The organism is Jiangella anatolica, assembly GCF_003236295.1.
Taxonomy (GTDB): Bacteria; Actinomycetota; Actinomycetes; order Jiangellales; family Jiangellaceae; genus Jiangella; species Jiangella anatolica.
Window position 1 is genome coordinate 25,177 of record NZ_POTW01000046.1, and the last position, 25,019, is coordinate 50,195.

Below are 25,019 nucleotides of genomic sequence, written 5' to 3' on the forward strand. Positions count from 1 at the left end.
GCTCCCTCCTCGTCAGCGCACCGGCAGGGCGCCGGTGTCGTGGACGATCTCGCCGCCGACGACGGTGAGCACGGGGAGCGTGCGCCGCAGGTCGGCATCGGAGACGGTGAAGTAGTCGCGGTCGAGGACCAGCAGGTCGGCCAGCTTGCCCTGCTCGATGGAGCCCAGGCGGTCCTCGCGGTTCAGGTACCAGGCGTTGGCCCGGGTGTAGGCGTGCAGCGCTTCCTGCCGGGTGAGCTGCTGGCCGGCGTTGATCTGCTGGCCCAGCGCGTTCAGCCCGGTGGTCGCGTAGTGCAGCGCGTACCACGGGTTGTGCGGCGCGATGTGCACGCCGTCCTCGTGCAGGCCGGCCGGGATGCCGCTGTCGACGATCATGCGGAACGGCGGCCCGGCGGGGTTGGGTCCGGGGTTGCCCTGCAGCCAGCGGAACCCGGACATCGAGACGCCGCAGTTCAGCGCCTTGAGCCGGGCCAGCAGCTCGGGCGTGGCCTCGTTCACGTGCTGGACGCCCCAGCGCAGGTCGGTGATGCCGAACTCGGCGTTCACCGCCTCGTAGGCGGTGACCACCTGGGTCAGCGCGGCGAGGTTGCCGGGGCTGTTCTCGTTGCGCCAGCGGGCCTGGGCGATCAGCCGCTGCGCCTCCTGCCAGACCGCGCCGGCGCCGATGGGCGCGCCCCACTCGCCGATGGCGCCGGTGCGCAGCATGTCGTCGCCGAAGAACTGGAACTGGTGGCGCAGCCGCTCACGCAGCTCCGGCAGCTGGTTCGCCAGGTCGCCGAGCGCGGGGATGTTGCCCTGGTTGTGCAGGAAGTTCGTCTGCAGCCGGATGAACGCTCGTCTCTCGCGGTGCAGCGAGAGCCACGCGTCGTACATGCGGTAGTGGTCGAGGCCGGACAGCGCCTGGTTCGGTGTCAGCGGCCCCGGCGACGGCGGCAGCACCTGGTCGAGCACGGTGGTGATGCCGACCTGCGCGGAGAACGCCATCGCGTCGAGCGCGCTGCGGCGCTTGTCCTCGAACGTCTGCCGGACCCGCAGGTGGTAGAGCGCCGTCGTCGTCTGCAGTCCGGAGGCGATGGCGCCGGTCGGGCCGACGGTGACGGGGCCGGCCAGCGGCGACGTGACGGTCTCGAAGAACTGCTTGCCCAGCGTGTTGGTGACCGACGGGCCGGCGAACGTCTGCAGCAGGAACACCGGGCGGTTGGGAACGGCGGCGTCGAGCTCGGCCAGCGTGGGGAGCCGCTGCTCGGTCCACTGCCGCGGGTGCCACCCGCCGAGCGCGGTGATGAACTGCCCTTCGGGCACGTCCGGCCGGCGCGCGGCGAGGAACGCCTGCACCTCCGCGAGGTCGCGGGCGAGCTCGAGCTGGGCCACGTGGTAGCCGGGCCGGTTGGCGAGGCTGACGAAGTGCGTGTGGCTCTCGATCAGGCCCGGCACGACGGTGCGGCCGCCCAGGTCGATCGAGACACCGCCGCTGCCCGGGTTCGGGACGGCGGTGCCGACGGCGACGATGCGGCCGTCGCGGATGGCGACCGCGCGGGCCACCGTCCCCTGGTCGTCCATGGTGTGGATGCGGCCGTTGGTCAGGACGAGGTCGGCCTGGGCACCGGTGTCCGGGTTGGCGGCGAGCGCGCCCGTGAGCAGGCCGCGGCGGCTGATCCCCGTCATCGCACCCACCTCCCCGGGTCGTGGACGACCTTCCCGCCGACCACGGTGAACAGCGAGCGGACCTGCTTGAGGTCCTCGTCGGGGACGGTGAAGTAGTCGCGGTCGAGGACGGCGAGGTCGGCGTGCTTGCCCACCTCGATGGAGCCGAGCTCGTCCTCCTCGCGCAGGAACCAGCCGTTGTCGCGGGTGTAGAGCCGCAGCACCTCGTGCCGGGTGATCTGCTGCCCGGCGTTGATCACGACGCCGCGGGCGTTGCGGCCCGTGGTGGCGTAGTACATGTGCAGCCACGGGTTCATCGGCGCGATCTGCATGCCGTCGGAGCTCATGCCGGCATGGATGCCGTTGTCGACGATCATCCGGAACGGCGGTCCGTTGCCGGCCGGGGAACCGGCCAGGTACCGCCAGCCGGTGAGCGACAGCCCGCCGCCGAGCGCCTTGAGCCGGTTCACGTACTCCTCGGTGATGAACGGGACGTGCGCGACCACCCACCGCAGGCCGGTGATGGGCGTCTCCGCGTTCACCGTCTCGAACGCCTGGATCTCCTGCTGGAAGTCGGTCTGGCTGAGCGAGTGCACCTCCGCCCGCCAGCCGGCCGCCGCGACCTTGCGCGCCGCCGCCAGGAACGGGCTGGTGGGACCCGTGCCCTGGGCGATGAACTCGCCGATGCCGCCGGTCCGGGCCAGTTCTCCGCCGAAGAACGGGAACGCGTTGCGCAGCCGCGCGGCGAGCTCGGGAGTCGCCTGGTCGGACTCCATGTGCAGGAAGTTGATCCGCAGCCGGGCGTCCAGCCGGCCCTCGTCGAGCAGGTCGAGGAAGGGCAGGTGCATCCGGAAGTTGTCCTCGTGGGCCGCGCCGTCCGACGGCGTGCCGGTGGCCTGGAAGGCGCCCTGGTCCAAATGGGTCGTGACGCCGAGGCTCAGCCCGTACGCCACGGCGTCGACGGCGCCGCGCTTGCGCTCGTCGAACGTGAGCAGGGTCTGGCGCAGCGCGAGAGTGGCCCGGCCGGTCGGGTTGCCCGCGGCGATGGACCCGTCCTCGCCCACGGGGATGCCCAGGCCGCTGAAGAACGCCCTGCCTGCGCTGTTGGTCGCGGACGGTCCGCTGAAGCTCTCGGAGAGATAGACGGGGTGGTCCGGGACAGCGTCGTCCAGCTCGGCCCGGCTCGGCAGCCGCGGCGGCTGGTCCGGCGGGACGAGGTGGTTGCGGTGGAAGCCTCCGATGGTGGTGATCCAGGCGCCGTCCGGCAGGTCCTTGGCCCGCCTCGCGTAGATCTCCTGGACGTCGGCGATCGACGCGGCGTTCTCCAGCGGCGTGTGGTACCCGGGCCGGTTGCCCATGAGCACGATGTGGTTGTGGTTGTCGATGACGCCCGGGATCGCCGTGCGGCCGCGCAGGTTGACGACGTCGAACGGCCGGCCCTGCGCGCGCACGGGCCCGTTGCCCACCGCGATGAAGCGGCCGTTGCGGATCAGCACGTGCGACACGACGGTGTCGTTCGCGTCCATGGTGTGGATCCGCCCGTTGACCAGGGCCAGATCCGTGTCGCCGCGCACGCCCGGGGTGGCCGTCGGCGCGGCGCCGGTGGTGGAGGTCGTGGTGGACGTGGGGTCCGCGGCGTGGGCGGCTCCCGCCGCCGCACCCGCCATGGCTGCCGCGACACCTGCAGCCGCTCCCGTCCGCAGCACTTCACGCCGGGACGGGCCCGAACCGTGCTCGGTCCGGTGTTCATCCTCACTCATCAGCCGACACCGCCTTCCCACGGAGTCGTTCCGATCCGCCCCGATCAGGGCAGGGGGTGGGACGCAGCTCTGGGCCAGGAGTGTAGGAGAACTGAACAGAGTGTGCAATACCATTGTTCATCGGCTGTAACCTGGGCGCGACATGCACAGCCCAGCTGTGCGTTGCTGCCGTAGGCGCAGCTCAACGCCCGTTCACGGCCCGTGAACGACGGGTCAGGAGCGCTCGAGGACGAACCAGATGCCGACGGCGGGCTCGGCGCCGTCGTTGCGGTAGGCGTGCGGCATGGTGGAGTCGAACGAGACGGAGTCGCCGGCGCGCAGGTGGTGCTCCTCGAAGCCGAGCGTGAGGACGAGCTCGCCGCCCAGCACGTGGCCGTACTCGGTGCCGGAGTGCCGCATCAGCAGCCCGGCGCCCGAGGACGACGACCCGCCCGGCTGGTAGGTGATGCGCAGGAAGTCGGCGTGGGCGTCGGGGACCTGGCCGAGCAGCTCCCAGGTGACGCCGGAGTCGAGGGTGAGCACCTCGCGCTCGGCGGCGCGGACGACCGGGCCGACGCGGCGGCGGTCGGAGCCGAGGACGCGCAGGGCACTGATGGTCTCGGGCACCGAGGCTGCCGCCGGCGCAGCCGCCTCGCCGGCCGGGGACGCCCCGTCGGCCACGGGCACCGCGACGTCGACCGGCGGGACGATCACGTCGGCCCGCGGCGCGGCGGGAGGGTCGCCGTCGCCCGGCGTGAAGATGTCCTCGATGGAGATGCCGAGCGCCGTCGTGATGGCGTACAGCGTGCTGACCGATGGCTGGCTCTTGTCGGTCTCGATCTGCGAGATCAAGCTCGCCGACACCCCGATCTCGCGCGCCAGCCCGCGCGCGCTCACGCCCTTGCGCATCCGCTCCTGGCGGATGCGCTCACCGATCGCGGGCACTGCCGACGGGCTCACGCGGCCTCCGTTCGCTGCTGACCAAGATGTTGACCATGACTGAGCGGAGTTTACCGGTTGACGCCGAAGCCCCGCTCCGCTTCACTCGGATGGTAAGTGTAGTTGAACACGCCGAGGAGGTGCCTGCGCCATGCCGATCCGCACCTACGGACCCAACGCGGTCGACTGGGAAGAGCGCATCGACCACGACCGGCTGCGCCGCGAGCGGCTCGCCCGGCTGCAGGCCGCGCTCGACCGGTCCGAGCTGGGCGCCCTGCTGGCCTTCGACTTCGCCAACATCCGCTACATGACGTCCACGCACATCGGGACGTGGGCGATCGACAAGCTCATCCGGTTCGCGCTGCTCCCCCGCGGCGGCGAGCCCATCATCTGGGACTTCGGCTCCGCCGCCCGCCACCACCAGATCTACAACCCGTGGCTCGACGGCACCAATCGCGCGCGGGCCGGCATCTCGACGCTGCGCGGCGCGTTCCACCCCGGCGCGGGCATCGCCGACGACGTCGCGGGCAAGATCGCCCGGGTGCTGGCCGAGCACGGCCTGCAGAACGAGCCCGTCGGCATCGACGTCGCCGAGATGCCGGTGCTCATGGCGCTGCAGGAGCAGCACCTCACCGTCGTGGACGGCCAGCAGGTGTTCCTCGAGGCGCGCCGCATCAAGACCCCCGACGAGATCGCGCTGCTCGCGCACGCCGCGTCCATGGTCGACGCCGCCTACGACGAGCTGTACGGGTTCCTGCGCCCGGGCGTGCGCGAGAACGAGTGCGTCGGCGTCGTCAGCAAGACCCTCTACGACCTCGGCAGCGAGTACGTCGAGGGCGTCAACGCCATCTCCGGCGAACGCTGCTCGCCGCACCCGCACGTCTACAGCGACCGCATCATCCGTCCCGGCGACCCCGCGTTCTTCGACATCCTGCACAGCTACAACGGCTACCGCACCTGCTACTACCGCACGTTCGCCGTCGGCAGCGCGTCCAGGGCCCAGCGCGACGCCTACACCCGCTGCCGCGAGTTCATCGACACCGCCATCGCCGAGGTCAAGCCGGGCGCCACTACGGCCGACATCGTCTCGCTGTGGCCGCGGGCCGACGAGTTCGGCTTCCCCGACGAGGAGGCGGCGTTCGCACTGCAGTACGGCCACGGCGTCGGGCTGTCCATCTGGGAGAAGCCGATCTTCTCGCGGCTGGTGTCGCTGGACCACCCCGAGGTACTCGAGGAGGGCATGGTGTTCGCGCTCGAGACCTACTGGCCGGCCGCCGACGGCTGGTCCGCGGCACGCATCGAGGAGGAGGTCGTGGTCACGGCCGACGGCTGCGAGGTCATCACGAAGTTCCCGGCCGAGGAGCTGCTGGTCGCCGGGCGCAAGTACTGGACCGTCGGCGGCCAGCTGAACACCGTCCGCGAGTCGCAGTCCCACCTCAACACCAGCAACGGGGCCACCCCATGACCGACACGACGACGGCGACGGACCTGCTGGCGCTGCACGAGACCATGGCGGTCATCCGCCGCACCGAGAAGGCGGCGCACGACCTGTTCATGTCCGGGCTGGTCAAGGGGACGACGCATCTCGCGGCGGGACACGAGGCGGTCGCCGTCGGCACCCGGTCGGCGCTGAAGGACGGCGACTACGCGTTCGCCACCTACCGGGGCCACCACCACGCCATCGCCTGGGGCGCCACGCCCGAGGAGTGCCTGGCCGAGCTCATGCAGCGCTCCACGGGGCTCAACAAGGCCAAGGGCGGCTCGATGCACCTGACGAAGGCCGATGCGGGCATGCTCGGCTCCTACGCGATCGTCGGCGCGCACCTCCCGATGGCGGTGGGCGCCGCCTGGTCGGCCCGGCTGCGCAAGACCGACCAGGTGGCCGTGGCCTTCTTCGGCGACGGCGCCACCAACATCGGCGCGTTCCACGAGGCGCTCAACCTCGCCGCGGTGTGGAAGCTGCCGGTGCTGTTCGTCTGCGAGAACAACTTCTACATGGAGTACACCCCCATCGGCTCCGTCACCGGCGTCGGCAACCCGGCGGCCGACCGCGCGCCGTCCTACGGCATCCCGGCCGAGATCGTCGACGGCAACGACGTGGTGGCGGTGCGCGACGCCGTCGCCCGCGCGGCGGGTCGCGCCCGCGCGGGCGACGGACCCACCGTGCTCGAGGCGCAGACCTACCGGCACTACGGCCACAGCCGCACCGACCCGGCGAAGTACCGGCCCGACGGCGAGCTCGAGCGCTGGCTCGAACGCGACCCGCTGACGGTGTCCGCCGGCCGGCTGCGCGAGGCCGGCACCAGCGACGACGACATCAAGGCGGCCGAGGACCGCGCGGCCGCCGTCGTCGACCAGGCCATCGCCGCTGCCAGGGCCGCACCGCAGGCCGACCTGAGCGAGGCCTTCACCGACGTCTGGGCGGACGGAGGTGCCGCATGGCGGACGTGACCACCGCGCAGGACGTCGTCACCTACCGCGAGTCCGTGGCCGAGGGCATCGCACGCGAGATGCGCCGCGACCCCACGGTCGTGTGCCTCGGCGAGGACATCGGCGCGGCCGGCGGCGTCTTCAAGACCACCGTCGGCCTGTTCGACGAGTTCGGCCCCGAGCGCGTCTGGGACACCCCCATCTCCGAGCAGGCGATCGTCGGCGCCGCCATGGGCGCGGCCATGACGGGCATGCGCCCGGTCGCCGAGATCATGTTCAGCGACTTCCTCGCCTGCTGCTGGGACTACCTCGCCAACGAGATCCCGAAGGTCCGCTACATGACGGGCGGGCAGGTCACGGTGCCGCTGGTCATCCGCACGGCCAACGGCGGCGGGCTCGGGTTCGGCGCGCAGCACTCGCAGTCGGTCGAGAACTGGGCGCTCACCGTTCCCGGCCTGAAGATCGCCGCGCCGTCCACGCCCGCCGACGTCGTCGGGCTCATGGCCAGCGCCGTCCGCAGCGACGACCCCGTCGTGTTCTTCGAGCACAAGGGCCTGTTCGCCAGCAAGGGCGCGCCCGCGCCCGACGGCCACGTCGTGCCGTTCGGCGAGGCCGCCGTGCTGCGCCAGGGCACCGACGTCACGCTGGTGGCGCTCGCCTCGACGGTGCCGATGGCGCTGACGGCGGCCGACCGGCTGGCCGCCGAGGGCGTCGAGGCCGAGGTGCTCGACCTGCGCTGTCTCATCCCGCTCGACGTCACCGCCGTGCTGCGCTCCGTCGAGCGCACGTCGCGGCTGGTCGTCGTCGAGGAGAACCCCTACCAGGGCGGCTGGGGCGCCACCGTCGTCTCCGTCGTCGCCGACGAGGGGTTCGAACTGCTGGACGCGCCGGTGAAGCGGGTGGCGGGGGCCAACGTCCCGCTGCCGTTCGCCGACGCGCTGGAGGACCAGGTGATCCCCACCGTGGACAAGGTGGTCGACACCGTGCGGAGCCTCGCGACCTACTGACCCTACGACCCACCCGTCACAGAGCTGCCGCCATCGCGATGAAGGGATGGTCCATGAGCACCCGACTCCTGCTCCGCAACGGCCACGTCCTCAGCATGGATCCCGACGTCGGCGACATCGCCGGCGCCGACGTCCTCATCGAGGACGGCGCGATCCTCGCCGTCCAGCCAGGGATCGACGCCGACGCCGAGGTCATCGACGCCACCGGGCGCATCGTCGTGCCGGGCTTCGTCGACACCCACCGCCACACCTGGGAGACGGCGATCCGCACGTCCGCGCCGAACGCCACGCTCGACGACTACTTCGTCGAGATCCTCGACACCTTCGCACCGCTGTACCAGCCCGACGACGTCTACGCGAGCAACCTCGCCGGCTCGCTCGAGTGCCTCAACGCGGGCATCACCACGCTGGTCGACTGGTCGCACATCAACAACACGCCGGAGCATCCCGACGCCGCCATCGCCGGGCTCACGGAGGCCGGGCTGCGCGCCCAGTACGCCTACGGCTCGGCCAACACGTCGCTGGCGAAGTACTGGTTCAACAGCGCCGAGGTCATCCCCGGCGACGACGTCCGGCGCATCCGCAGCACCTACTTCTCCGGCGACGACGGCCTGCTTACCATGGGCCTGGCCACGCGCGGCCCGGGGTTCTGTCAGGACGACGTCGTGGTGTCGGAGTGGAACCTGGCCCGCGAGGTGGGCATCCCGATCACGGTCCACGTCGCCATGGGGCGCCTCGCCGGCCGGTTCGCCATGGTCGAGCAGCTGGACCGGCTCGCCCTGCTCGGCCCGGACACCACCTACGTGCACTGCTGCTACTTCAGCGACCACGAGTGGGGACGGGTCCGCGACACCGGCGGCACCATCTCCATCGCCGCGCAGGTCGAGCTGCAGATGGGCCACGGCTGGCCGCCGGTCGCGAAGAGCTACCAGTTCGAGCTGGCGCCGAGCCTGTCCGTCGACGTCGTCACCACGGTGCCGGGCGACATGTTCACGCAGATGCGGGCGGCGTTCGGCGGCGAGCGGGCGCGCATCAACGCCACCTGCTGGGAGGCCAACACCGGCGTGCCCGAGACCATGCCGACGGCGCGGCAGATGCTGGAGATGGCGACCATCAACGGCGCGCGCGTGGCCGGCCTGGCCGACCGCACCGGGTCGCTGACGCCGGGCAAGCGCGCCGACGTCGTGCTGATCGACGCGACCGCGCTGAACCTGGCGCCGGTGATGGACCCGGTGGCCGCGGTGGTGCTGGCCGCCGACGTGTCGAACGTCGACACCGTCATCGTCAACGGCGAGATCCGCAAGCGCGACGGCAAGCTGCTGGCCGACGTCGGCCGGGCCCGCGGCCTGGTCGAGGACGCCCGCGACCGGCTGGTCGCCGCCGCGGCGAAGAACAAGGCGGCCGAGGGATGACGGAACGGCACCTGGTCCAGCGGGGTGCGCAGGCCGCCTTCGCGGCGCCGGCCGACTGGGCGGCCGGCGCCACGGGCTACCGGCGGTGGACGGTCGTCGGCGAGGCCGCCGGCGCCGTCCACACCGGCTTCGGCGTCTGCGAGCTCGATCCCGGCGGGTCGGTGCCCGCGCACGTCCACTCGTTCGAGGAGAGCTTCCACATGCTCTCCGGCACCGCGATCCTGACGACGCCCGACGGCTCGTTCCGGGTGTCCGAGGGCGACTACGGGGTGCTGCCGGTCGCGCTGCCGCATGCCTGGCGGGGCTCCGGCGACGACGGTGCCGGCCCGGCACGGTGGGCCGAGATGCAGGGCCCGCAGCCGCGCGACGCCTTCGACGGCGACACGTTCCTGGTGCCGCCGCTCGACGACCCGCGGCCGGTCGCCGACATCGACGTCCGCGACCCGCGCACCTACCGGTTCGGCACCATCAGGCCCGGCCACATGGACCCCGCGAAGCAGTCGCAGGACCTGCTCGCCGTGTCGGCCAGCATGCGCACCGCGCTGCTCGTCTACGGCGGCATCAACGTCAAGCAGATGGTCGACAGCGACCTCGGCGCCATCCTGACCACGATGTTCATGGTGCAGTACGACCCTGACGGCGCCACCACCCCGCACGACCACCCGTTCGAGGAGACGTACCTCATCCTCGAGGGCACCGTCGAGGCGTCGTTCGACGGCACGACCTACCTGCTCGAGGCCGGCGACGTCGCCTGGGCCGGGGTCGGCTGCCCGCATGCGTTCCGCAACGCCGGCGGCGGCACGCTGCGCTGGCTCGAGACCCAGGCGCCGGCGCCGCCGCCGCGCTACTCGTATCGTTTCGCCCGCGACTGGAACCATCTGCGCGACGTTCTGGGAGGTCAGCAGTGACGACCATCGTCATCGTCGGCGGCACGTCCGGCATCGGGCTCGAGCTGGCGAGACGACGGGCGGCGGCCGGCGACGACGTCGTCATCACCGGGCGCGACGGCGACCGCTGCGGCTCCGTGGCGGCCGAGGTCGGGGCGCGCTGCCGCGGCCTGGCCGTCGAGCTGTCCGACCCCGCGGCCATCGCCGCCGCGCTCGACGGCGTCGGCACGGTCGACCACCTCGTCGTCGCCGCCATCGACCGCGACCAGAACACCGCCGCCGACTACGACGTCGGCCGCGCGGTCCGGCTGGTGACGCTGAAGCTGGTCGGCTACACCGAGGTGGTGCACGCGCTGCTGCCGCGCATGGCGTCCGACGGCGCCGTCGTGCTCTTCGGCGGGCTGGCCAAGGACCGTCCGTACCCGGGCTCGACGACGGTGTCGACCATCAACGGCGGCGTCACGGGCCTGGTGCACACGCTGGCGGTCGAGCTCGCGCCGCTGCGGGTCAACGCCGTCCACCCCGGCATCGTCGGCGACAGCCCGTTCTGGCAGGCCAAGCCGCCGGGCGTGCTCGACGGCTACATCGCGCGCACGCCCATCGGGCGTCTGGCGACCATGGCCGACGTCGCCGACGCGGTCGACTTCCTGCTCCGCAACCGGGCGATGAACGGCGTCAACCTCAACGTCGACGGCGGCTGGCTGCTGACGTGAGCGACGCGGTCGGGGTGATCGGCGCCGGGCGGATGGGCGCGGCGATGACGGCGCGGCTGCGGTCGGCCGGGGTCGAGGTCGTGCTGTGGAACCGCACGCCCGAGCGGGCGGCGCGGGTCGCGGCCGCCACCGGGGCGCGGGTGGCGCAGTCCGCGCGCGAGGCGGGCGCCGCCGGTCCCGTCGTCCTGGTGTCGCTGGCCGACGACGCCGCCTGCCGGGCCGCCTACGAGGGTCCCGACGGCGTCGCCGCCGGCGCCGGGCCCGGCACCGTCGTCGCCGATGCCAGCACCGTCGCGCCGCAGACCGCGATCGAGCTCGCCGCGCTGGTCCGCGAGAGCGGCGGCGGCGCCATGCTCGACACCCCGGTCTCCGGCAGCGTGCCGGTGGTCGAGCGCGGCGAGCTGACCGTCATGGCCGGCGGCGACGCCGGCGACCTCGACCACGCCCGCCCGGTGCTCGACGTGCTGGCCAAGCAGATCTTCCACGTGGGCGATCATGGCGCCGGCGCGACCATGAAGCTCGCGGTCAACGCGCTGGTGCACTCGCTCAACCAGGCACTGTCCGAGGCGCTGGTGCTGGCCGAGCGGTCCGGCGTCGACCGCGCCACCGCCTACGAGGTCTTCGCCGGCAGCGTCGCCGGCGGCCCGTTCGTGCAGTACAAGCGGGCGGCGTTCGAGCGGCCCGACGAGGCGCCGGTGGCGTTCCGGCTCGACCTCGTCGGCAAGGACCTCGACCTCATCCTCGACCTCGCGGCCCGGGCCGGCGCCCCGATGCCGCAGGCCGTCACCAACCGCAGAGCCGTCGCGGACGCCGTCGCCGCCGGACTGGGCGACGAGGACATGAGCGCGATCGCACGGTTCCTGCGTGACCGCACCTGATCACGGCGCGGCCTCGGCCTCGCCCAGGTCGACCCGCTGGAAGCCGCCCAAGTAGGCGAGCACACGGGAGGTGACGAACCCGCCGTTGTAGAACCCGACCGCGTCGAACTGCTCGGCCGGCGTGCCGGCGCGCAGCAGGCTGGCGGCCTCGTAGTTGCCGATCGAGATGACCGGCTCGGTGTCGTGCTCGCGCAGCAGGTCCACCTCGGTGGCCAGGTGCTGGCGGCCGAGGTCGGTGGCGCGGGCGATGACGGCGTCCCAGGTGAAGTCGACGACGTTGAACGCCTCGTCGAGCACGGCGTTGTTGTAGTACTTGTCGACCAGCAGCTGGTTGCGAACGAAGTTGTTCAGGCCGTAGCCCAGCGTGGCGTAGTCGGCGTTCGGCTCGCCCTCGCCGATGTAGGCGGCGATGGCCGGCTGGATGTTGGCCTGGGTGATCGCCGCCGCCACGTTCAGGTCGACATTGGCCAGCGCGTTCAGCAGCGCGTCGTTCGACATGCCCTGCGCCTCGGCCTGCGGCGTCACGAACGCCTCGGTGAACGCGGCGAAGTTGGCGTCGGCGCCGCGGCGGAAGAAGTCGCCCACCTGCGCCAGCTCGACGTCGGAGTCGATCGGGCCGCCCGGGTTGTCGCGGCCCAGCTCGAACAGCGCCTGCGTGCTGGTCACCTGCGCCTCAGCCAGCTCGGCGTAGAGCATCGGCATGACGAGGTCGGTGAACATCAGCTCGAGGTCGGTGTAGCCGCCGGCCTCGTACGTCTCCTGGATCACCGTCAGCCGCTGCTGCGCGAAGATCAGCAGCGAGTACGCGTCGAACGTCAGGGCGTAGGCGTTGACCAGGCCCTCGACGTCGGCCAGCGTCTGCGGCGTGTACGTCGACAGCTGGTCCAGCAGCGCGAACACCTTCGTCTCGGCCGGCGCGATGTCCAGTGCCTGGGTCACGATGGTCTCGATGCCGGGCAGCCCCTGGGTCAGCAGTGGCGTCATCAAGTTGCCGCCGGCGTAGAGCATCTCCATCAGCGCGGCGGCCTGCGTGGCGGAGTTGAACGCGCCCGCCTGCAGGCCCTGCTGCTGCAGGTCGCGCGCCCGGGCGGCGGCCGTCGCGGCGACGTCGGTGAAGCTGGTGAGGACCGAGGTCATCTCCGGGGCGAGGCCGTTGAACTGGCTGAGCGCGCTGTCGTAGCGGCCGAGCGTGGCGTTCACCTGCGCGGCGACCTTGTCGTAGGACGCGTTGTCCAGGCGCGGGTCGGTGTCGAGGCTCGGCGCGTCCAGCTGCTCGCCGGTGAGGTGCTGGTAGGCCTCGTAGATGTCGCCGACCTCGATGACCTCGACGCCGAGCCGCTCGCCCTCGCGGACCACGTCGACGGTGGCGCCCTCGTGGTCCGGGGCGTTGCGCTGGCCGAGTGGGATGAGGATGGTGTCGAACCCGGCCTCGGACGCGCCGGTGAGCTTCTCCGGGATCCCGCCGACGGGTCCGATGGTGCCGGTCGCGTTGATCGTGCCGGTCATCGTCACGCCGTCGAGGAACTCGTCGCCGCGGGCCAGCGCGATCAGCCCGGCCGTGGTCAGGGCGCCGGCGCTCGGGCCGTCGACCCGGCCGCTGGTCTCGAACCGGAACTCGCCCTCGAGCGGCTGGCCGAGCAGCAGCGTCGAGATGATCGAGGCGTTCCAGGCGCCGGCCTGCGACGCGGCGCCGATGCCGTCGACCTCGTTGGCGGAGAACTCGACCCGGAAGTCGCCGTCGGCGGCATCGGCCCGGCTCAAGGTGGTCTCGCCCGTGGTGCCCTCGCCGGTGCCCTCGTTGAAGGCCAGCCAGGTGATGGTCAGGCTCGACGGCTCCGCCGGTTCGGTCTCGGCGGGCGCGGTGCCCGACGGGGTCGGCCCACCCGACCCGCCGCCCACCGGGTCGTTCTGATCGGACGAACTGCACGATGCGACGACCGCCAGGCACACTGCCGCAGCCGCGATGGAACGAACCCTCACCCCGAGACCCCCCGTATCGATGCCCCCGGGGAGAAAGTAGGACAAGGCAACCGGTTCCGGGCGGGTCGCTACGTCCCTTTCACGAACCGTTCACCGGGCCGTCCGTTACCGTGCGGGGGTGGAGCTGTTCACCCAGTCCTGGACGGCGCTGCGCGCGGCCGTCGCCGCCCTGCCCGACGACGCCTTCGCGCGCCCGTCGGGGTGTGCCGGATGGCTGGTCCGCGACCTCGTCTGCCACCTCGTCATCGACGCGCAGGACGTGCTGATCACGCTGGTCACCCCGTCGTCGGCCGAGCCGACCGCGGACGCCGACGGGTACTGGCTGCTGGTCGACCCGCCGACCGGCGACGACCCGCTGGACGCGCTGCTCCCGCGGCTGGCCGCCGCCTACGGCGACCCGGCGCTGCTCAAGTTCCACCTCGACGACCTCGGCGCGGCGGCCGGCCGGGCCGCCGAGCTGGCCGACCCGGCCGCCGTGGTGAGCACGAAGGACCTGGTGCTGACGGCCGGCGACTACCTGTCCGCGTACGTGCTGGAGTGGACGCTGCACCACCTGGACCTGATCGCACACCTGCCCGACGACGCGGGCCGCCCGGCCGGGCCGCCGGCGCACACGCTCGCGGCGTCGCGCGCCGCGTTGCAGCGGATCGCCGGCGTCACCTTCCCGGCGAGGCTCTCCGACGCCGACGCGCTGGTCGTCGGCACCGGCCGCCGTCCGCCGACGCCGGACGAGACGGCAGCGCTCGGCGACATCGCGCCGAGGCTGCCGTTCGTCCTCGCCTGAGGCTCAGTCGCAGACGGCGCCGTTGGCGGCGGAGCCGACCAGCTTCGCGTACTTCGCCAGCACGCCGCGCTCGTGCTTGGGCGCCGGCGGCGTCCAAGCGGCCCGGCGGCGGGCCAGCTCCTCGTCGTCGACCAGCAGCTCCAGCGTGCGGGCGGCGAGGTCGAGCCGGATCCGGTCGCCGTTCTGGACGAAGGCGATCGGCCCGCCGTCGACGGCCTCGGGCGCGACGTGGCCGATGCACGGGCCGGTGGTGCCGCCGGAGAACCGGCCGTCGGTGACCAGCAGCACGTCCTTGCCCAGGCCCGCGCCCTTGATCGCGCCGGTGACGGCGAGCATCTCGCGCATGCCGGGGCCGCCCTTCGGGCCCTCGTAGCGGATCACGATGACGTCGTTCTTCTGCAGCGTGCCCTGCTCGACCGCGTCCATCGCGCCGCGCTCGCCGTCGAACACCTTGGCGGTGCCCTCGAAGACGGCGGTGTCGAACCCCGCGGACTTGACGACGGCGCCGTCGGGCGCGAGCGAGCCGCGCAGGATGGTCAGGCCGCCGGTCTGGTGGATCGGGTCGGACATGGCGTGGATGATCTTGCCGTCGACGTCCGGCGGCGCGATGTCGGCGAGGTTCTCGGCCAGCGTCTTCCCGGTGACGGTGAGCGCGTCGCCGTGCATGAGACCGGCGTCGAGCAGCGCCTTCATGATGACGGGGACGCCGCCGACGCGGTCGACGTCGGTCATGACGTACTGGCCGAACGGCTTGACGTCGGCGAGGTGCGGGACGCGGTCGCCGATGCGGTTGAAGTCGTCCAGCTCCAGCTTCACGCCGGCCTCGTACGCGATCGCCATCAGGTGCAGGACGGCGTTCGTGGACCCGCCGACCGCCATGACCACGGCGATGGCGTTCTCGAACGCCTCCTTGGTGAGGATGTCGCGGGTGGTGATGCCGCGGCGCAGCAGTTCGACGACGGCCACGCCGGACTTGCGCGCGTACCCGTCGCGGCGGCGGTCGACGGCGGGCGGCGCGGCGCTGCCGGGCAGCGACATGCCGAGCGCCTCCGCGGCGCTGGCCATGGTGTTCGCGGTGTACATGCCGCCACAGGCGCCCTCGCCGGGACAGATGGCCCGCTCAATGACGTCGACCTCCTCGCGGGTGATCAGCCCGCGGGCGCAGGCGCCGACCGCCTCGAACGCGTCGATGATCGTGACGTCGCGGTCGCCGACCCGGCCGGGCAGGGTCGACCCGGCGTAGAGGAACGTCGCGGCGACGTCGAGCCGCGCGGCCGCCATCAGCATGGCCGGCGCGGACTTGTCGCAGCCGGCCAGCAGCACGGCGCCGTCGAGCCGCTCCGCGCCGAACACCGTCTCGACGGAGTCGGCGATGACCTCGCGCGACACCAGCGAGTAGTGCATGCCCTCGTGGCCCATCGAGATGCCGTCGGAGACCGAGATCGTGCCGAACTCCAGCGGGTACCCGCCGCCGGCGTGTACCCCTTCCTTCGACGCCTTCGCGAGGCGGTCGAGGGACAGGTTGCAGGGCGTGATCTCGTTCCAGGACGAGGCGACCCCGATCTGCGGCTTCTCCCAGTCGTCGTCGCCCATGCCGACGGCGCGCAGCATCCCGCGGGCGGCGGCGCGTTCGAGACCGTCGGTGACCGCCCGGGAGTGTGGCTTCAGGTCGGGCTTCGAGGGTGTCACGGTCATGGAGCCACGCTAGTACCGTCGTCCGGCTGGAAAGACGCGAGGTCCGGAATCCGGACGTCGGATACTGGTTCCATGCGACGCCGTTCGGAGCTGCACTGGCCGGGGCTGCGCTCGGTGTACTGCTGGCAGCCGCCCACCGGGGAGGTGACGGTCAGCGGCGAGCAGCAGATCGGGGTCTCGTTCGCCGAGCACCACGGCGTCGTCACCGAGTCCGGCGGCCGGCGCGACCGGTTCGACATCCGGCCCGGCGACGTGTTCGCCAACGGGCGGTCCCGGGTGTACTGGAGCGAGGTCACCCGGCGCGACGAGCTGGTCGAGCTGTACCCGGACGACGCGCTGCTGCGGGAGGCGGCCGGTTCCTCGCGGACGCCGGAGATCGAGCCGCTGCTGGGGGTTCGCGACGCCGTCGTGCTCGGCGTGGCGTCGGTGCTCAAGCGCGCGCACGTCGGCGGCGACCCGGTCGACACCGTCCGGGCCAGCGTCCTCGCCCGCCGGCTGGCCGAGCACGTCGTCGGCCACTATGCCGGCATCGCGCCGCCGCACCGGCCCCTCGGCGGGCGCCTGGACCGAGTGCTGCTGGACCGCGTCGCCGGCGTCGTCGAGGCGCGGCTGGGCGACCCGCTCACCGTCGACGACCTCGCCGCGGCCGCGACGCTGAGCCCGTTCCACTTCGCCCGCGCGTTCAAGGCCGCGACCGGGCTCGCGCCGCACGAGTACGTCACCGCGCGGCGGATGGACCGGGCCACGTCGCTGCTGCTGCGCAGCCGGCTGAGCGTGCCGGAGGTCGCCTACGCGGTCGGACTGTCCAACGTCAGCCACTTCCGCCGAGTGTTCCGCCGGCACACCGGGTTCCTGCCGTCGCAGCTGCGAACCGCAGGATCGGACCCTCCCGCGCACGGAGGCCGGGCGGCAGGATCGGCGGCATGAGCGATCCGGTCACCACACTGCTGCACGCCGTCGACACGCTGGACTGGGACACCGTCGAGGCCACCCTCGCCGCCGAGGTCGAGCTGGACTACACCTCGTTGTGGGGCGGTTCGGCCGAGACGGTCCCCGGCCCCGAGGTGGTGGCGCGCTGGCGCGGCCTGCTGCCCGGCTTCGACGCGACGCAGCACCTCACCGGCCCGGTGCTGGTCCACCCCGGCGGCCGGCGCACGACGACCGTGCGCGGCTACCACCACCTGGCCGACGGCGACAGCCGGTCCACCTGGATGGTCGCCGGCTGGTACGACATCCGCGTCGACGACGCCGGCCGGGTCGCCGCGATCACGCTGCACACCTCCTACGAGGAGGGCGACCGGGCGCTGGTGGAGGCCGCGACCGCACGGTGCGCGGCCGGCGCCGGCGGCCGGGTCGCGGCGTGAGCGAGGCGGGCGCCCCGATCGCCGTCGTCACCGGCGGGAACCGGGGCATCGGCCTGGAGACCGGCCGCCAGCTGGCCGCGCTCGGGCACACCGTCGTGCTGACGGCGCGCGACGTCGCGGCGGCCCGGTCGGCGGCGTCGGGGCTGACGGGTGATGTCGTCCCGTTCCGGCTCGACGTCACCGTCCCGGAGCACGCCGACGAGCTGGCGCGGTTCCTGTCCGAGGAGTACGGGCGGCTGGACGTGCTGGTCAACAACGCCGCCATCCACTACGACACCTGGCAGCGGGCCGCGAGCGCCGACCTCGACGTCGTCCGCGAGGCCGCCGAGACCAACGTCTACGGGCCGTGGCGGCTGACGATGACGCTGCTGCCGCTGCTGCGGGCGAGCGCGCACCCGCGCGTCGTCAACGTGTCCAGCGAGGGCGGGTCGCTGGCGAGTATGGGCGGCGGCACGCCCGCGTACAGCATGACGAAGGCCGCGCTCAACGCCGTCACCCGGATGCTCGCCGCCGAGCTGCGCCCGGACCGGATCCTGGTCAACTCGATCTGTCCTGGCTGGGTCGCCACCGACATGGGCGGCCCGGGCGGGCGGCCGGTCGCCGAGGGCGCGGCCGGCATCGTCTGGGCGTCGACCCTCCCCGACGACGGCCCGACCGGCGGCTTCCTCCGCGACGGCCGCCCGGTCCCCTGGTGAGCTTCACCCGGCGTTCACGTCGGCGCCGGACGGCGTGGGTACGGTGCGCCGCATGACCGCCTCGTCCCGCCGCCCGTCCCGTCGTTCGTTCGTCGCCGGCGCGCTGGCCGGCGCCGGCCTCGCCGCCGTCGCCGGGCCGGCCGGCGCCGCCACCCGGCCGCCGCGCATCCTCGTCGCCACGAACGAGCCGTGGGGGACCTACCACGTGCGGCCGCTGCTGCCGGAGATCGGCCGGCGCGGCTGGGACGTGCGCCAGCTGGTCCCGGACCGCTCCCAGATCGCGCCGGGCGAGACCGTCCCGGTCGTCACGCCGGCCGACGATCCGGCCGCTGACCTGCTGGTCGTCACCGGCGCGACGGACTGGCCGGCCGACTGCGCGGCCGCCGCCCTCCGGCGCACGCCGCTGGCCGCGTCGTCGCTGGCCTACCTCAACGCCACCGAGGCGCCGCGGGCGCACGAGTTCGAGCACCGGCTGCGGCTGGTGACGTCGTCCTCGGCCGCCGAGGGCCGCGCCTTCGCCGGGCACCTCGGCACCCGCCGCCGGGTGCGCGTCGTCGGCTCCCCGCAGACCGACACGTTGCCCGTACGCGCGCCGGAGCCGGGCACCGTCCTCGTCCTCACCAGCGTCACGTACCCGGACCAGACCGGCGGCGCCGCGCCCGGCACCCAGCTGCTGCTCGACGCCGCGGCGGCGCTGACGGCGGCCGGCAAGCACGTCCTCGTCGGCCTGCATCCGCGGGAGAACCCGGCGCTGTGGAGCGACTACGAGATCAGCGCGGTGCCGTCGCTGCAGGCGTCGGCCCGGGCCGAGGTCGCGATCGGCATCCCGGGGACGGTCTTCCCGCTGATCGCCGCCGCCGGCGTGCCGGTCGTCGGCTGCGTCGACCCGCGCCTCGTCGTGCCCGACTACCTGCTCGCGGTCTGCTCGTCGCTGATCGACGACGCGGCCGAGGCGCTGCCCGCCGTCGACTCGGCCGAGCTGCCCGCGGACCTGGAGGACGTCGTCGGCCCGATCGGCGGGTCCGCCGCTCGGCTGCTGGACGCCTGGGGCGCCGTCGCCCGCTGACGTTTCCTGGCCCCTCAAGATTGCAATCCGACATTGCAATCCTTTTCGGGCATCGCCTCGTAGAGGTGGATCGAGAGTTCGAACTCCGACCACCCCATGGAGGCAAGCGTGGACACGACAGCAGGGACGCCGGACGGTGTCAGCCGGCGCGGGTTTCTCACCAGGGTCGGCGCGGTCGGCGGCGCGACGGCGCTGTACGGGACGATGGAGGCGCTCGGCCTGCTCGCCTCGCCCGCGCAGGCGGCTGAGGAGGCCGGCGACTTCGCGCCGCTGCGCCCGGCCGACCTGCCGGCCGCGGCGAACGGAACGAAGGTCGCGATCCTGGGCGCCGGGACGGCCGGGCTCACCGTCGCCTACGAGCTGGGCAAGGCCGGCTACGACTGTCATGTCCTGGAGGCTCGCGACCGTCCCGGCGGCCGGGCCAAGACCATCCGCGGCGGCGACCGGCTCACCGACACCGACGGCGTCACGCAGATCTGCCGGTTCGACGAGGGGCACTACTACAACGCGGGCCCGTCGCGGATCCCCAGCCACCACCTGACCATCGAGTACTGCCGCGAGCTCGGCGTCGCGATCGAGCCGATGGTGAACGCGAACGCGGAGGGCTTCTACTACCACGAGAACACGGCGACGGTGAACTACGGCGAGCTGGCCAGCACCGCCGTCACGCACCGGCAGGCCAAGGCCGACGTCTACGGCTACATCTCCGAGCTGCTGGTGACCGTCGCCGACCAGGGCGCCCTCGACGCCGTCCTCAGCTCCGACGACGTCGACCGGCTGGTCTCGCTCGCGAACAGCCTCGGCGGGCTGAGCAACCGCCGGTACACCGGCAACAACCGGCGCGGCTACAGCGTGCCGCCCGGCGCCGGTGACCAGCCGGGCACCGTCGCCGGCCCGCCGCCGTCGATGACGGCGATCCTGCAGTCGCAACTGGGCACCCGGTTCTCCTTCGAGTTCGGCTTCGACCAGGCGATGATGATGTGGCAGCCGGTCGGCGGCATGGACCGCATCTCCGCCGCGCTCGCGTCCGCGATCGACGGCCGGCGGCGCATCACCTACAACGCGCCGGTCACCGGCATCGACAACACGGCCGACGGGGTGCGCGTCACGTACCGCTCCAACGGCCGCACCCGCGTGCTCGACGCCGACTACTGCGTCGTCACGATCCCGCCGATGGTGCTCAAGTCGATCCCGTCGAACTTCTCGACGGCGACGAAGGACGCGCTCGCGGTGCCGGTCGGCGCCAACAGCGGCCGGATGGGCATCCAGTTCAAGCGCCGGTTCTGGGAGGAGGACCTCAACATCTACGGCGGCGTCACGCACACGAACCTCGACGTGTCCGGCATCTACTACCCGTCCTACGGCTACTTCTCGCCCAAGGGCGTGCTGGTCGGCTACTACTCCGGGGCGTACACGAACCTGCCGGTCCCGGAGCGGGAGACGCGGGCGCTGATGCAGGGTGCGAAGATCCACGGCGACGTCTACCACCAGGAGTTCGACAACTCGTTCTCCGTCGCGTGGCCGAAGGAGCCGTACAGCCTCGGCGCCTGGGTGAGCTGGCCGGGCGGACGGGGCGCGGCCTACCAGCACCTGCTGCAGGCCGACGGCCGCACCTACTTCGCCGGCGACCATCTCAGCTACTACACCGCCTGGCAGAACGGCGCGTTCCTGTCCGCGCGGAAGGTCGTGACCGACCTGCACACCCGGGTGGCGGCGACCGTCTGACGGCGCGTCGTGCCTGCTCGTCTGGTCCGGGCGGTCCGCAGCCGCCCGGGTCAGGCGACGCCGACGGTGAGGATGACGACGGCGTCGTCGTCGGCGACGAGGTCGTGCTGCTCCGGCGGCACGTCGGCCAGCTCGCCCTCGCCGACGCCGATCTCGCGGTCACGGGTGTGCAGCGTGACGTGGCCCTGCAGGCACTGCACGGTCGCGTCGCCGGGGCTCTGGTGCTTGTTCAGCTTCGTGCCGGCGGTGAGCGCGATGAGGGTCTGGCGCAGCCGGGAGCCGCTGTGCAGCGTCCGGGACGCCCGTCCGGCCGTCGAGACGCGTGCCTCGTCCAGTTGAGCGGCGGCCAGCGTCAGCAACGTCATGCCTTCCGCGGTACCCACTGCGCGGTCGCGGAAACGGCGCCGCCCGCTCATCGGACCGTCGCGGCGCGGACGCAGAGCACGTCCGGCAGGTGCCGGACCAGCTCCGTCCACGTCTCGCCCTCGTCGGCGCTGGCATAGACCGAGCCGTCGCGGGTGCCGACGTACACGCCGGCCGCGCCGTCGACATCGTCCACGCACATCGCGTCGCGCAGCACCACCCCGTAGAAGCCGCCGGGCAGGCCGTCGGCCGACCGCGCCCAGCTCGCGCCGGCGTCGTCGGTGCGCCAGACCTGCAGCTGGCGCTCCGGCGGGGTGCGCTCGCCGTCGGCGATCAGCGGCGCGACCCACGCCGTCGCGGGACGGTGCGGATGTGCGACGACCGGGAAGCCGAAGTCGGCCGGCAGCCCGCCGTCGATCGGCTGCCACGTCGCGCCGCCGTCGGCGGAGCGGTAGACGCCGCCGTGGTTCTGCGCGTAGAGCCGGTCCGGGTCGGTGGCGTCGCGGGAGACCTTGTGCACGCACTGGCCGTACTCCGGCGGCTCACCGGGCAGGAAGTCGGTGCGGATGCCGGTGTTCGACGGGGTCCAGCTGGCGGCGCCGTCGTCGCTGACGTACACGCCGCCGGTCGACATCGCGACCAGCAGCCGCCGGTCATCGTCCGGATGCGGCAGCACCGTGTGGATGGCCTGGCCGCCGAAGCCGGGCGCCCACGTCGGCCGGTGCGGGTGGTCCCACAGCGACTCGACCAGCGAGAACGTCTCACCGCGGTCGTCGGAGCGCCACAGCGCCGACGGCTGCGAGCCGGCCCAGACGACGCCGTCGCGGCCCTCGGTGTCGGGGCGCAGCTGCCAGACCGCCTCGACCGACGCGTCGGCGTCCGGCGGGAACCGGATGCCGCTGCCGTCGGCCGCCTCGGTCCAGGTCGCGCCGAGGTCGTCGGACCACGAGACGCCCGGGCCCCAGTGCGAGCTGCTGGCGCCGACCAGCAGCCGGGTCCGGCCGCCGCGGGTGTCGATGGCGCACGCGGCGACCGAGCTCATCAGGAAGTGCGGGCCGTCGATCGACCAGCTGCGGCGGTCGGCGCTGCGCAGCAGCCACAGCCCCTTCTTCGTGCCGACGGCGAGCAGGACGTCGTTCATACGATCGCCTCCCGGCGTCCTACGTTACTGCTCAGACCTCCGGTCCGACGACGACGTTGGCCAGCGGCTCGCCCGCCGCGAGCCGGGTCAGCTGCGACTGCACGAGCCGCCGCGCCCGCGGCAGGAACGCCGAGGACAGCCCGCCGACGTGCGGCGAGATCAGCGCGCCGGGCAGCGTCCACAGCGGGTGGCCGGGCGGCAGCGGCTCGGGGTCGGTGACGTCCATGGCGGCGCGGATCCTCTGGGTGCTGAGCTCCGCGACGAGCGCGTCGGTGTCGACGATCGGCCCGCGGGCGACGTTGACCAGCACGGCGCCGTCGCGCAGCCTCGCCAGGAACTCCGCGTCGACCATGCCCTGGGTCTCGTCGGTGAGCGGCAGGATCAGGATGACGACGTCGGACCGGCCGAGCAGCTCCGGCAGTGCGTCGAACCCGGCGACGCCGTCGCGGGCGGTGCGGGCGACCTTGAGCACGTCGCACTCGAACGGCGCCAGCCGCTGCTCGATCGCGCGGCCGATGGCGCCGTAGCCGACGATCAGCACCGTCTTGTCGGCCAGCGAGTCGTACCAGCCCTGCAGCCACTCGCCGGTCGGTGCGGCGCGGACGAACGCCGGGATGCCGCGCAGCGACGCCAGCGTCAGCGTCACCGCCAGCTCCGCCGTGCTGGCGTCGTGGACGCCGCGTGCGTTGCACAGCGTCAGGCCGTCGCGCAGGTGCGGCAGGACGTGCTCGTAGCCGGCGGTCAGCGTCTGGACGGCGCGCAGCTTCGGCATCCGGTCGATCAGGTTCGTCGCCGGCGGCGCGAAGCCGTACGGGATGACGTAGAACTCGACCCGGTCCAGCACGTCCTGCGCCGGGATGTCCGACGTGTCGGCGCTGGTCAGCATGTCGGGGCCGGTGCGCGTGGTCGGCTCGCCGGCCCACATGTGCACGTCGAGGCCGGGCGGCAGCGCGAGCGAGTCCGCGGGGAACGGGATCAGGACGTCCACCATGGCCTCGAACCTACCGTCCTCGCGTGCCACGATGGTCCGGTGTCCACCTGGCGAGTGATCGCCCTCGTCGCGGCGCTGGCCGCGGCGGGCTCGTGCTCGTCCTCGTCGCCGTCCTCGCCTTCTTCTCCGGCTCCTTCTTCTCCCGCTCCTTCTCCTGCCGCGTCTTCGACGCCGCCGGAGCCGTCGTCGCCGCCGTCGCTCGGCGCGCCGCCCGGGCCGGTCACGCCGTCGGCCGTGGAGGAGATCGTGACCGGGCTGGCCGCGCCCTGGAGCATCGCGTTCGTGCCCGGCGGGTCAGGGGAGGCGCTGGTGACGCTGCGCGACGAGGGCACGATCGTGCTGGTCGACGACACGGGCGCCGTGACCCCCGTCGGGCCGGTTCCGGGCGTCGACGGGACCGGTGAGGGCGGGCTGCTGGGGCTGGCGTTCGACCCGGCGTCCCCGTCCGACCTCTACGTCTACGCGACCATGGGGTCGCAGAATGTGGTGCAGCGGACTGTTTACTCCGCTGGTTCCCTCGGCCCGTTCTCGGTGGTGCTGGACGGCATCCCGGCCGGCACCCGGCACGACGGCGGGCGGCTGGCGTTCGGGCCGGACGGCATGCTGTACATCTCGACCGGCGAGAGCGGCAACCCCGACGACGCGCAGGACCTGGACAGCCTGGGCGGGAAGATCCTGCGGATCACCCCCGGCGGCGACGTGCCCGCCGACAACCCGATCGACGGCTCGCCGATCTGGTCCTACGGTCACCGCAACGTCGAGGGCCTCGCCTTCGACGACGCCGGCCGGCTGTGGGCGTCGGAGTTCGGCGACCGGGAGGCCGACGAGGTGAACCTCATCTCGCCCGGCCACAACTATGGCTGGCCGTTCGTCGAGGGCATCGCCGGCGACCCCGACTACGTCGACCCCGTCGTCGAGTGGCGGCCCACCTCCGAGTCGTCGCCGAGCGGGCTCGCTTACGTGCGGGACACGCTGTTCGTCGCGGCGCTGCGGGGTGAGCGGCTGTGGCAGGTGCCGCTAACGGCGGACGGCGCCGCCGCTGGTGCGCCGGCGGCGTTCGTGACCGACTACGGCCGCCTCCGCGACGCCGTCGTCGCCCCCGACGGGACGCTGTGGGTGCTGACGAACAACACCGACAGCCGCGGCGACCCCCGCTCCGGCGACGACCGGATCCTGCGGCTGACGCTCGCGCCTTAGCGTCTTCGGGCTGGTCGGGGGACGTTTCGGGCGTTCGCGGTCAGGGTGGTCCCCGGTCCCGGAATCAGGGGACGATCGTCACCGAGTCGGAGCCGCTGGAGATCGATTCGGTTCTAGCGTAGGCGTCAGTGTCAGGGTGATGTCGCCGCTGTTTCGCGGCTGGTTGGGTCCTGATCGCCTTGGTGTCTGGCTCGTAGCGTGGCTGCCGACTGTTGGTCTGGTCTTCATGCGTTTGCCGGCATCGGGGTGTGAAGGACCGGCCGGCGTGACTTGATAGGAGCGTGGCGTCGCCCCGACTGAGATGTGTCCGCCGGCCGGTCCAACCGTCCCGTCACTGATCAGGTGAGAGGAGGCAACCACCATGGTTGT

Annotated in this window: 22 protein-coding genes; 14 read left to right on the plus strand and 8 right to left on the minus strand. The window is 72.8% G+C overall.

What is annotated here, in order from left to right; genetic code table 11:
• Window positions 1–12: 12 nt before the first annotated feature.
• The 3 genes from C1I92_RS18550 to C1I92_RS18560 all read right to left on the minus strand — a co-directional run bounded on the left by C1I92_RS18550 (window position 13) and on the right by C1I92_RS18560 (window position 4,343).
• A complete protein-coding gene (locus C1I92_RS18550; RefSeq protein WP_146605190.1) occupies window positions 13–1,665 on the minus strand; it encodes an amidohydrolase in 1,653 nt (550 codons plus the stop codon).
• Complete coding sequence (locus C1I92_RS18555) at window positions 1,662–3,311, minus strand: amidohydrolase (protein ID WP_111256141.1); 1,650 nt, start codon at window positions 3,309–3,311, stop codon at window positions 1,662–1,664. The genes C1I92_RS18550 and C1I92_RS18555 overlap by 4 nt, the downstream gene beginning before the upstream one ends.
• 306 nt (window positions 3,312–3,617) lie before the next feature.
• Complete coding sequence (locus C1I92_RS18560) at window positions 3,618–4,343, minus strand: helix-turn-helix domain-containing protein (RefSeq protein WP_111256142.1); 726 nt, start codon at window positions 4,341–4,343, stop codon at window positions 3,618–3,620.
• A gap of 130 nt (window positions 4,344–4,473) precedes the next feature.
• Between C1I92_RS18560 and C1I92_RS18565 the strand changes: the two genes are divergently transcribed.
• Genes C1I92_RS18565 through C1I92_RS18595 form a run of 7 tightly spaced genes read left to right on the plus strand, consistent with a single transcriptional unit; the run spans window position 4,474 to window position 11,649 of the window.
• On the plus strand, window positions 4,474–5,787 hold the full coding sequence (locus tag C1I92_RS18565) for a M24 family metallopeptidase (RefSeq protein ID WP_111256143.1): 1,314 nt from the start codon (window positions 4,474–4,476) through the stop codon (window positions 5,785–5,787).
• Window positions 5,784–6,773, plus strand: coding sequence for a thiamine pyrophosphate-dependent dehydrogenase E1 component subunit alpha (locus C1I92_RS18570; RefSeq protein ID WP_111256144.1), 990 nt, complete (start codon window positions 5,784–5,786; stop codon window positions 6,771–6,773). Before C1I92_RS18565 ends, C1I92_RS18570 begins: the two co-directional genes overlap by 4 nt.
• Entirely contained in the window at window positions 6,761–7,759 is a 999-nt protein-coding gene (locus C1I92_RS18575; RefSeq protein WP_111256145.1) for an alpha-ketoacid dehydrogenase subunit beta, read from the plus strand. The genes C1I92_RS18570 and C1I92_RS18575 overlap by 13 nt, the downstream gene beginning before the upstream one ends.
• Before the next feature lie 53 nt (window positions 7,760–7,812).
• The gene (locus tag C1I92_RS18580; protein ID WP_111256146.1) at window positions 7,813–9,171 is read left to right on the plus strand and encodes an amidohydrolase family protein; all 1,359 of its coding nucleotides are present in this window, start codon (window positions 7,813–7,815) and stop codon (window positions 9,169–9,171) included.
• Window positions 9,168–10,079 carry a cupin domain-containing protein gene (locus C1I92_RS18585; RefSeq protein ID WP_111256147.1) on the plus strand — a complete coding sequence of 304 codons (912 nt, stop codon included), beginning with the start codon at window positions 9,168–9,170 and terminating at the stop codon, window positions 10,077–10,079. Before C1I92_RS18580 ends, C1I92_RS18585 begins: the two co-directional genes overlap by 4 nt.
• Window positions 10,076–10,771 carry an SDR family NAD(P)-dependent oxidoreductase gene (locus C1I92_RS18590; RefSeq protein WP_111256148.1) on the plus strand — a complete coding sequence of 232 codons (696 nt, stop codon included), beginning with the start codon at window positions 10,076–10,078 and terminating at the stop codon, window positions 10,769–10,771. The genes C1I92_RS18585 and C1I92_RS18590 overlap by 4 nt, the downstream gene beginning before the upstream one ends.
• A complete protein-coding gene (locus tag C1I92_RS18595) occupies window positions 10,768–11,649 on the plus strand; it encodes an NAD(P)-dependent oxidoreductase (protein ID WP_199521352.1) in 882 nt (293 codons plus the stop codon). Before C1I92_RS18590 ends, C1I92_RS18595 begins: the two co-directional genes overlap by 4 nt.
• On the opposite strand, the gene C1I92_RS18600 is transcribed toward C1I92_RS18595, so the two are convergent.
• The gene (locus tag C1I92_RS18600) at window positions 11,650–13,548 is read right to left on the minus strand and encodes a S16 family serine protease (RefSeq protein ID WP_158564194.1); all 1,899 of its coding nucleotides are present in this window, start codon (window positions 13,546–13,548) and stop codon (window positions 11,650–11,652) included. It lies immediately after the preceding gene.
• Window positions 13,549–13,747: 199 nt separating this feature from the next.
• Here C1I92_RS18600 and C1I92_RS18605 point away from each other — a divergent pair, with 199 nt between their 5' ends.
• On the plus strand, window positions 13,748–14,413 hold the full coding sequence (locus C1I92_RS18605) for a maleylpyruvate isomerase N-terminal domain-containing protein (RefSeq protein ID WP_111256150.1): 666 nt from the start codon (window positions 13,748–13,750) through the stop codon (window positions 14,411–14,413).
• A 3-nt stretch (window positions 14,414–14,416) separates the two neighbouring features.
• Here the strand turns inward: C1I92_RS18605 and ilvD are convergent, their stop codons facing one another.
• A complete protein-coding gene (gene ilvD / locus C1I92_RS18610) occupies window positions 14,417–16,108 on the minus strand; it encodes a dihydroxy-acid dehydratase (protein WP_111256151.1) in 1,692 nt (563 codons plus the stop codon).
• Between the two features lie 72 nt (window positions 16,109–16,180).
• Between ilvD and C1I92_RS18615 the strand changes: the two genes are divergently transcribed.
• The 5 genes from C1I92_RS18615 (at window position 16,181) to C1I92_RS18635 (ending at window position 20,958) form a co-directional block, all read left to right on the plus strand.
• Window positions 16,181–17,035 carry a helix-turn-helix domain-containing protein gene (locus C1I92_RS18615; protein ID WP_111256152.1) on the plus strand — a complete coding sequence of 285 codons (855 nt, stop codon included), beginning with the start codon at window positions 16,181–16,183 and terminating at the stop codon, window positions 17,033–17,035.
• On the plus strand, window positions 17,032–17,472 hold the full coding sequence (locus C1I92_RS18620) for a nuclear transport factor 2 family protein (protein WP_111256153.1): 441 nt from the start codon (window positions 17,032–17,034) through the stop codon (window positions 17,470–17,472). The genes C1I92_RS18615 and C1I92_RS18620 overlap by 4 nt, the downstream gene beginning before the upstream one ends.
• Window positions 17,469–18,167 carry an SDR family oxidoreductase gene (locus tag C1I92_RS18625; RefSeq protein WP_111256161.1) on the plus strand — a complete coding sequence of 233 codons (699 nt, stop codon included), beginning with the start codon at window positions 17,469–17,471 and terminating at the stop codon, window positions 18,165–18,167. Before C1I92_RS18620 ends, C1I92_RS18625 begins: the two co-directional genes overlap by 4 nt.
• 52 nt (window positions 18,168–18,219) lie before the next feature.
• Complete coding sequence (locus tag C1I92_RS18630; RefSeq protein WP_111256154.1) at window positions 18,220–19,233, plus strand: hypothetical protein; 1,014 nt, start codon at window positions 18,220–18,222, stop codon at window positions 19,231–19,233.
• A 108-nt stretch (window positions 19,234–19,341) separates the two neighbouring features.
• A complete protein-coding gene (locus C1I92_RS18635) occupies window positions 19,342–20,958 on the plus strand; it encodes a flavin monoamine oxidase family protein (RefSeq protein ID WP_199521353.1) in 1,617 nt (538 codons plus the stop codon).
• A 50-nt stretch (window positions 20,959–21,008) separates the two neighbouring features.
• Here C1I92_RS18635 and C1I92_RS18640 read toward each other — a convergent pair whose 3' ends face one another.
• From C1I92_RS18640 to C1I92_RS18650, 3 genes are read right to left on the minus strand one after another with little or no spacing between them, the layout of a single operon-like run.
• The gene (locus C1I92_RS18640) at window positions 21,009–21,323 is read right to left on the minus strand and encodes a cupin domain-containing protein (protein ID WP_111256156.1); all 315 of its coding nucleotides are present in this window, start codon (window positions 21,321–21,323) and stop codon (window positions 21,009–21,011) included.
• Between the two features lie 47 nt (window positions 21,324–21,370).
• Entirely contained in the window at window positions 21,371–22,462 is a 1,092-nt protein-coding gene (locus C1I92_RS18645; protein WP_111256157.1) for a WD40/YVTN/BNR-like repeat-containing protein, read from the minus strand.
• A 31-nt stretch (window positions 22,463–22,493) separates the two neighbouring features.
• The gene (locus tag C1I92_RS18650; protein WP_111256158.1) at window positions 22,494–23,453 is read right to left on the minus strand and encodes a 2-hydroxyacid dehydrogenase; all 960 of its coding nucleotides are present in this window, start codon (window positions 23,451–23,453) and stop codon (window positions 22,494–22,496) included.
• A gap of 39 nt (window positions 23,454–23,492) precedes the next feature.
• Here C1I92_RS18650 and C1I92_RS18655 point away from each other — a divergent pair, with 39 nt between their 5' ends.
• Window positions 23,493–24,650 carry a PQQ-dependent sugar dehydrogenase gene (locus C1I92_RS18655; RefSeq protein ID WP_111256159.1) on the plus strand — a complete coding sequence of 386 codons (1,158 nt, stop codon included), beginning with the start codon at window positions 23,493–23,495 and terminating at the stop codon, window positions 24,648–24,650.
• Window positions 24,651–25,019 lie beyond the last annotated feature (369 nt).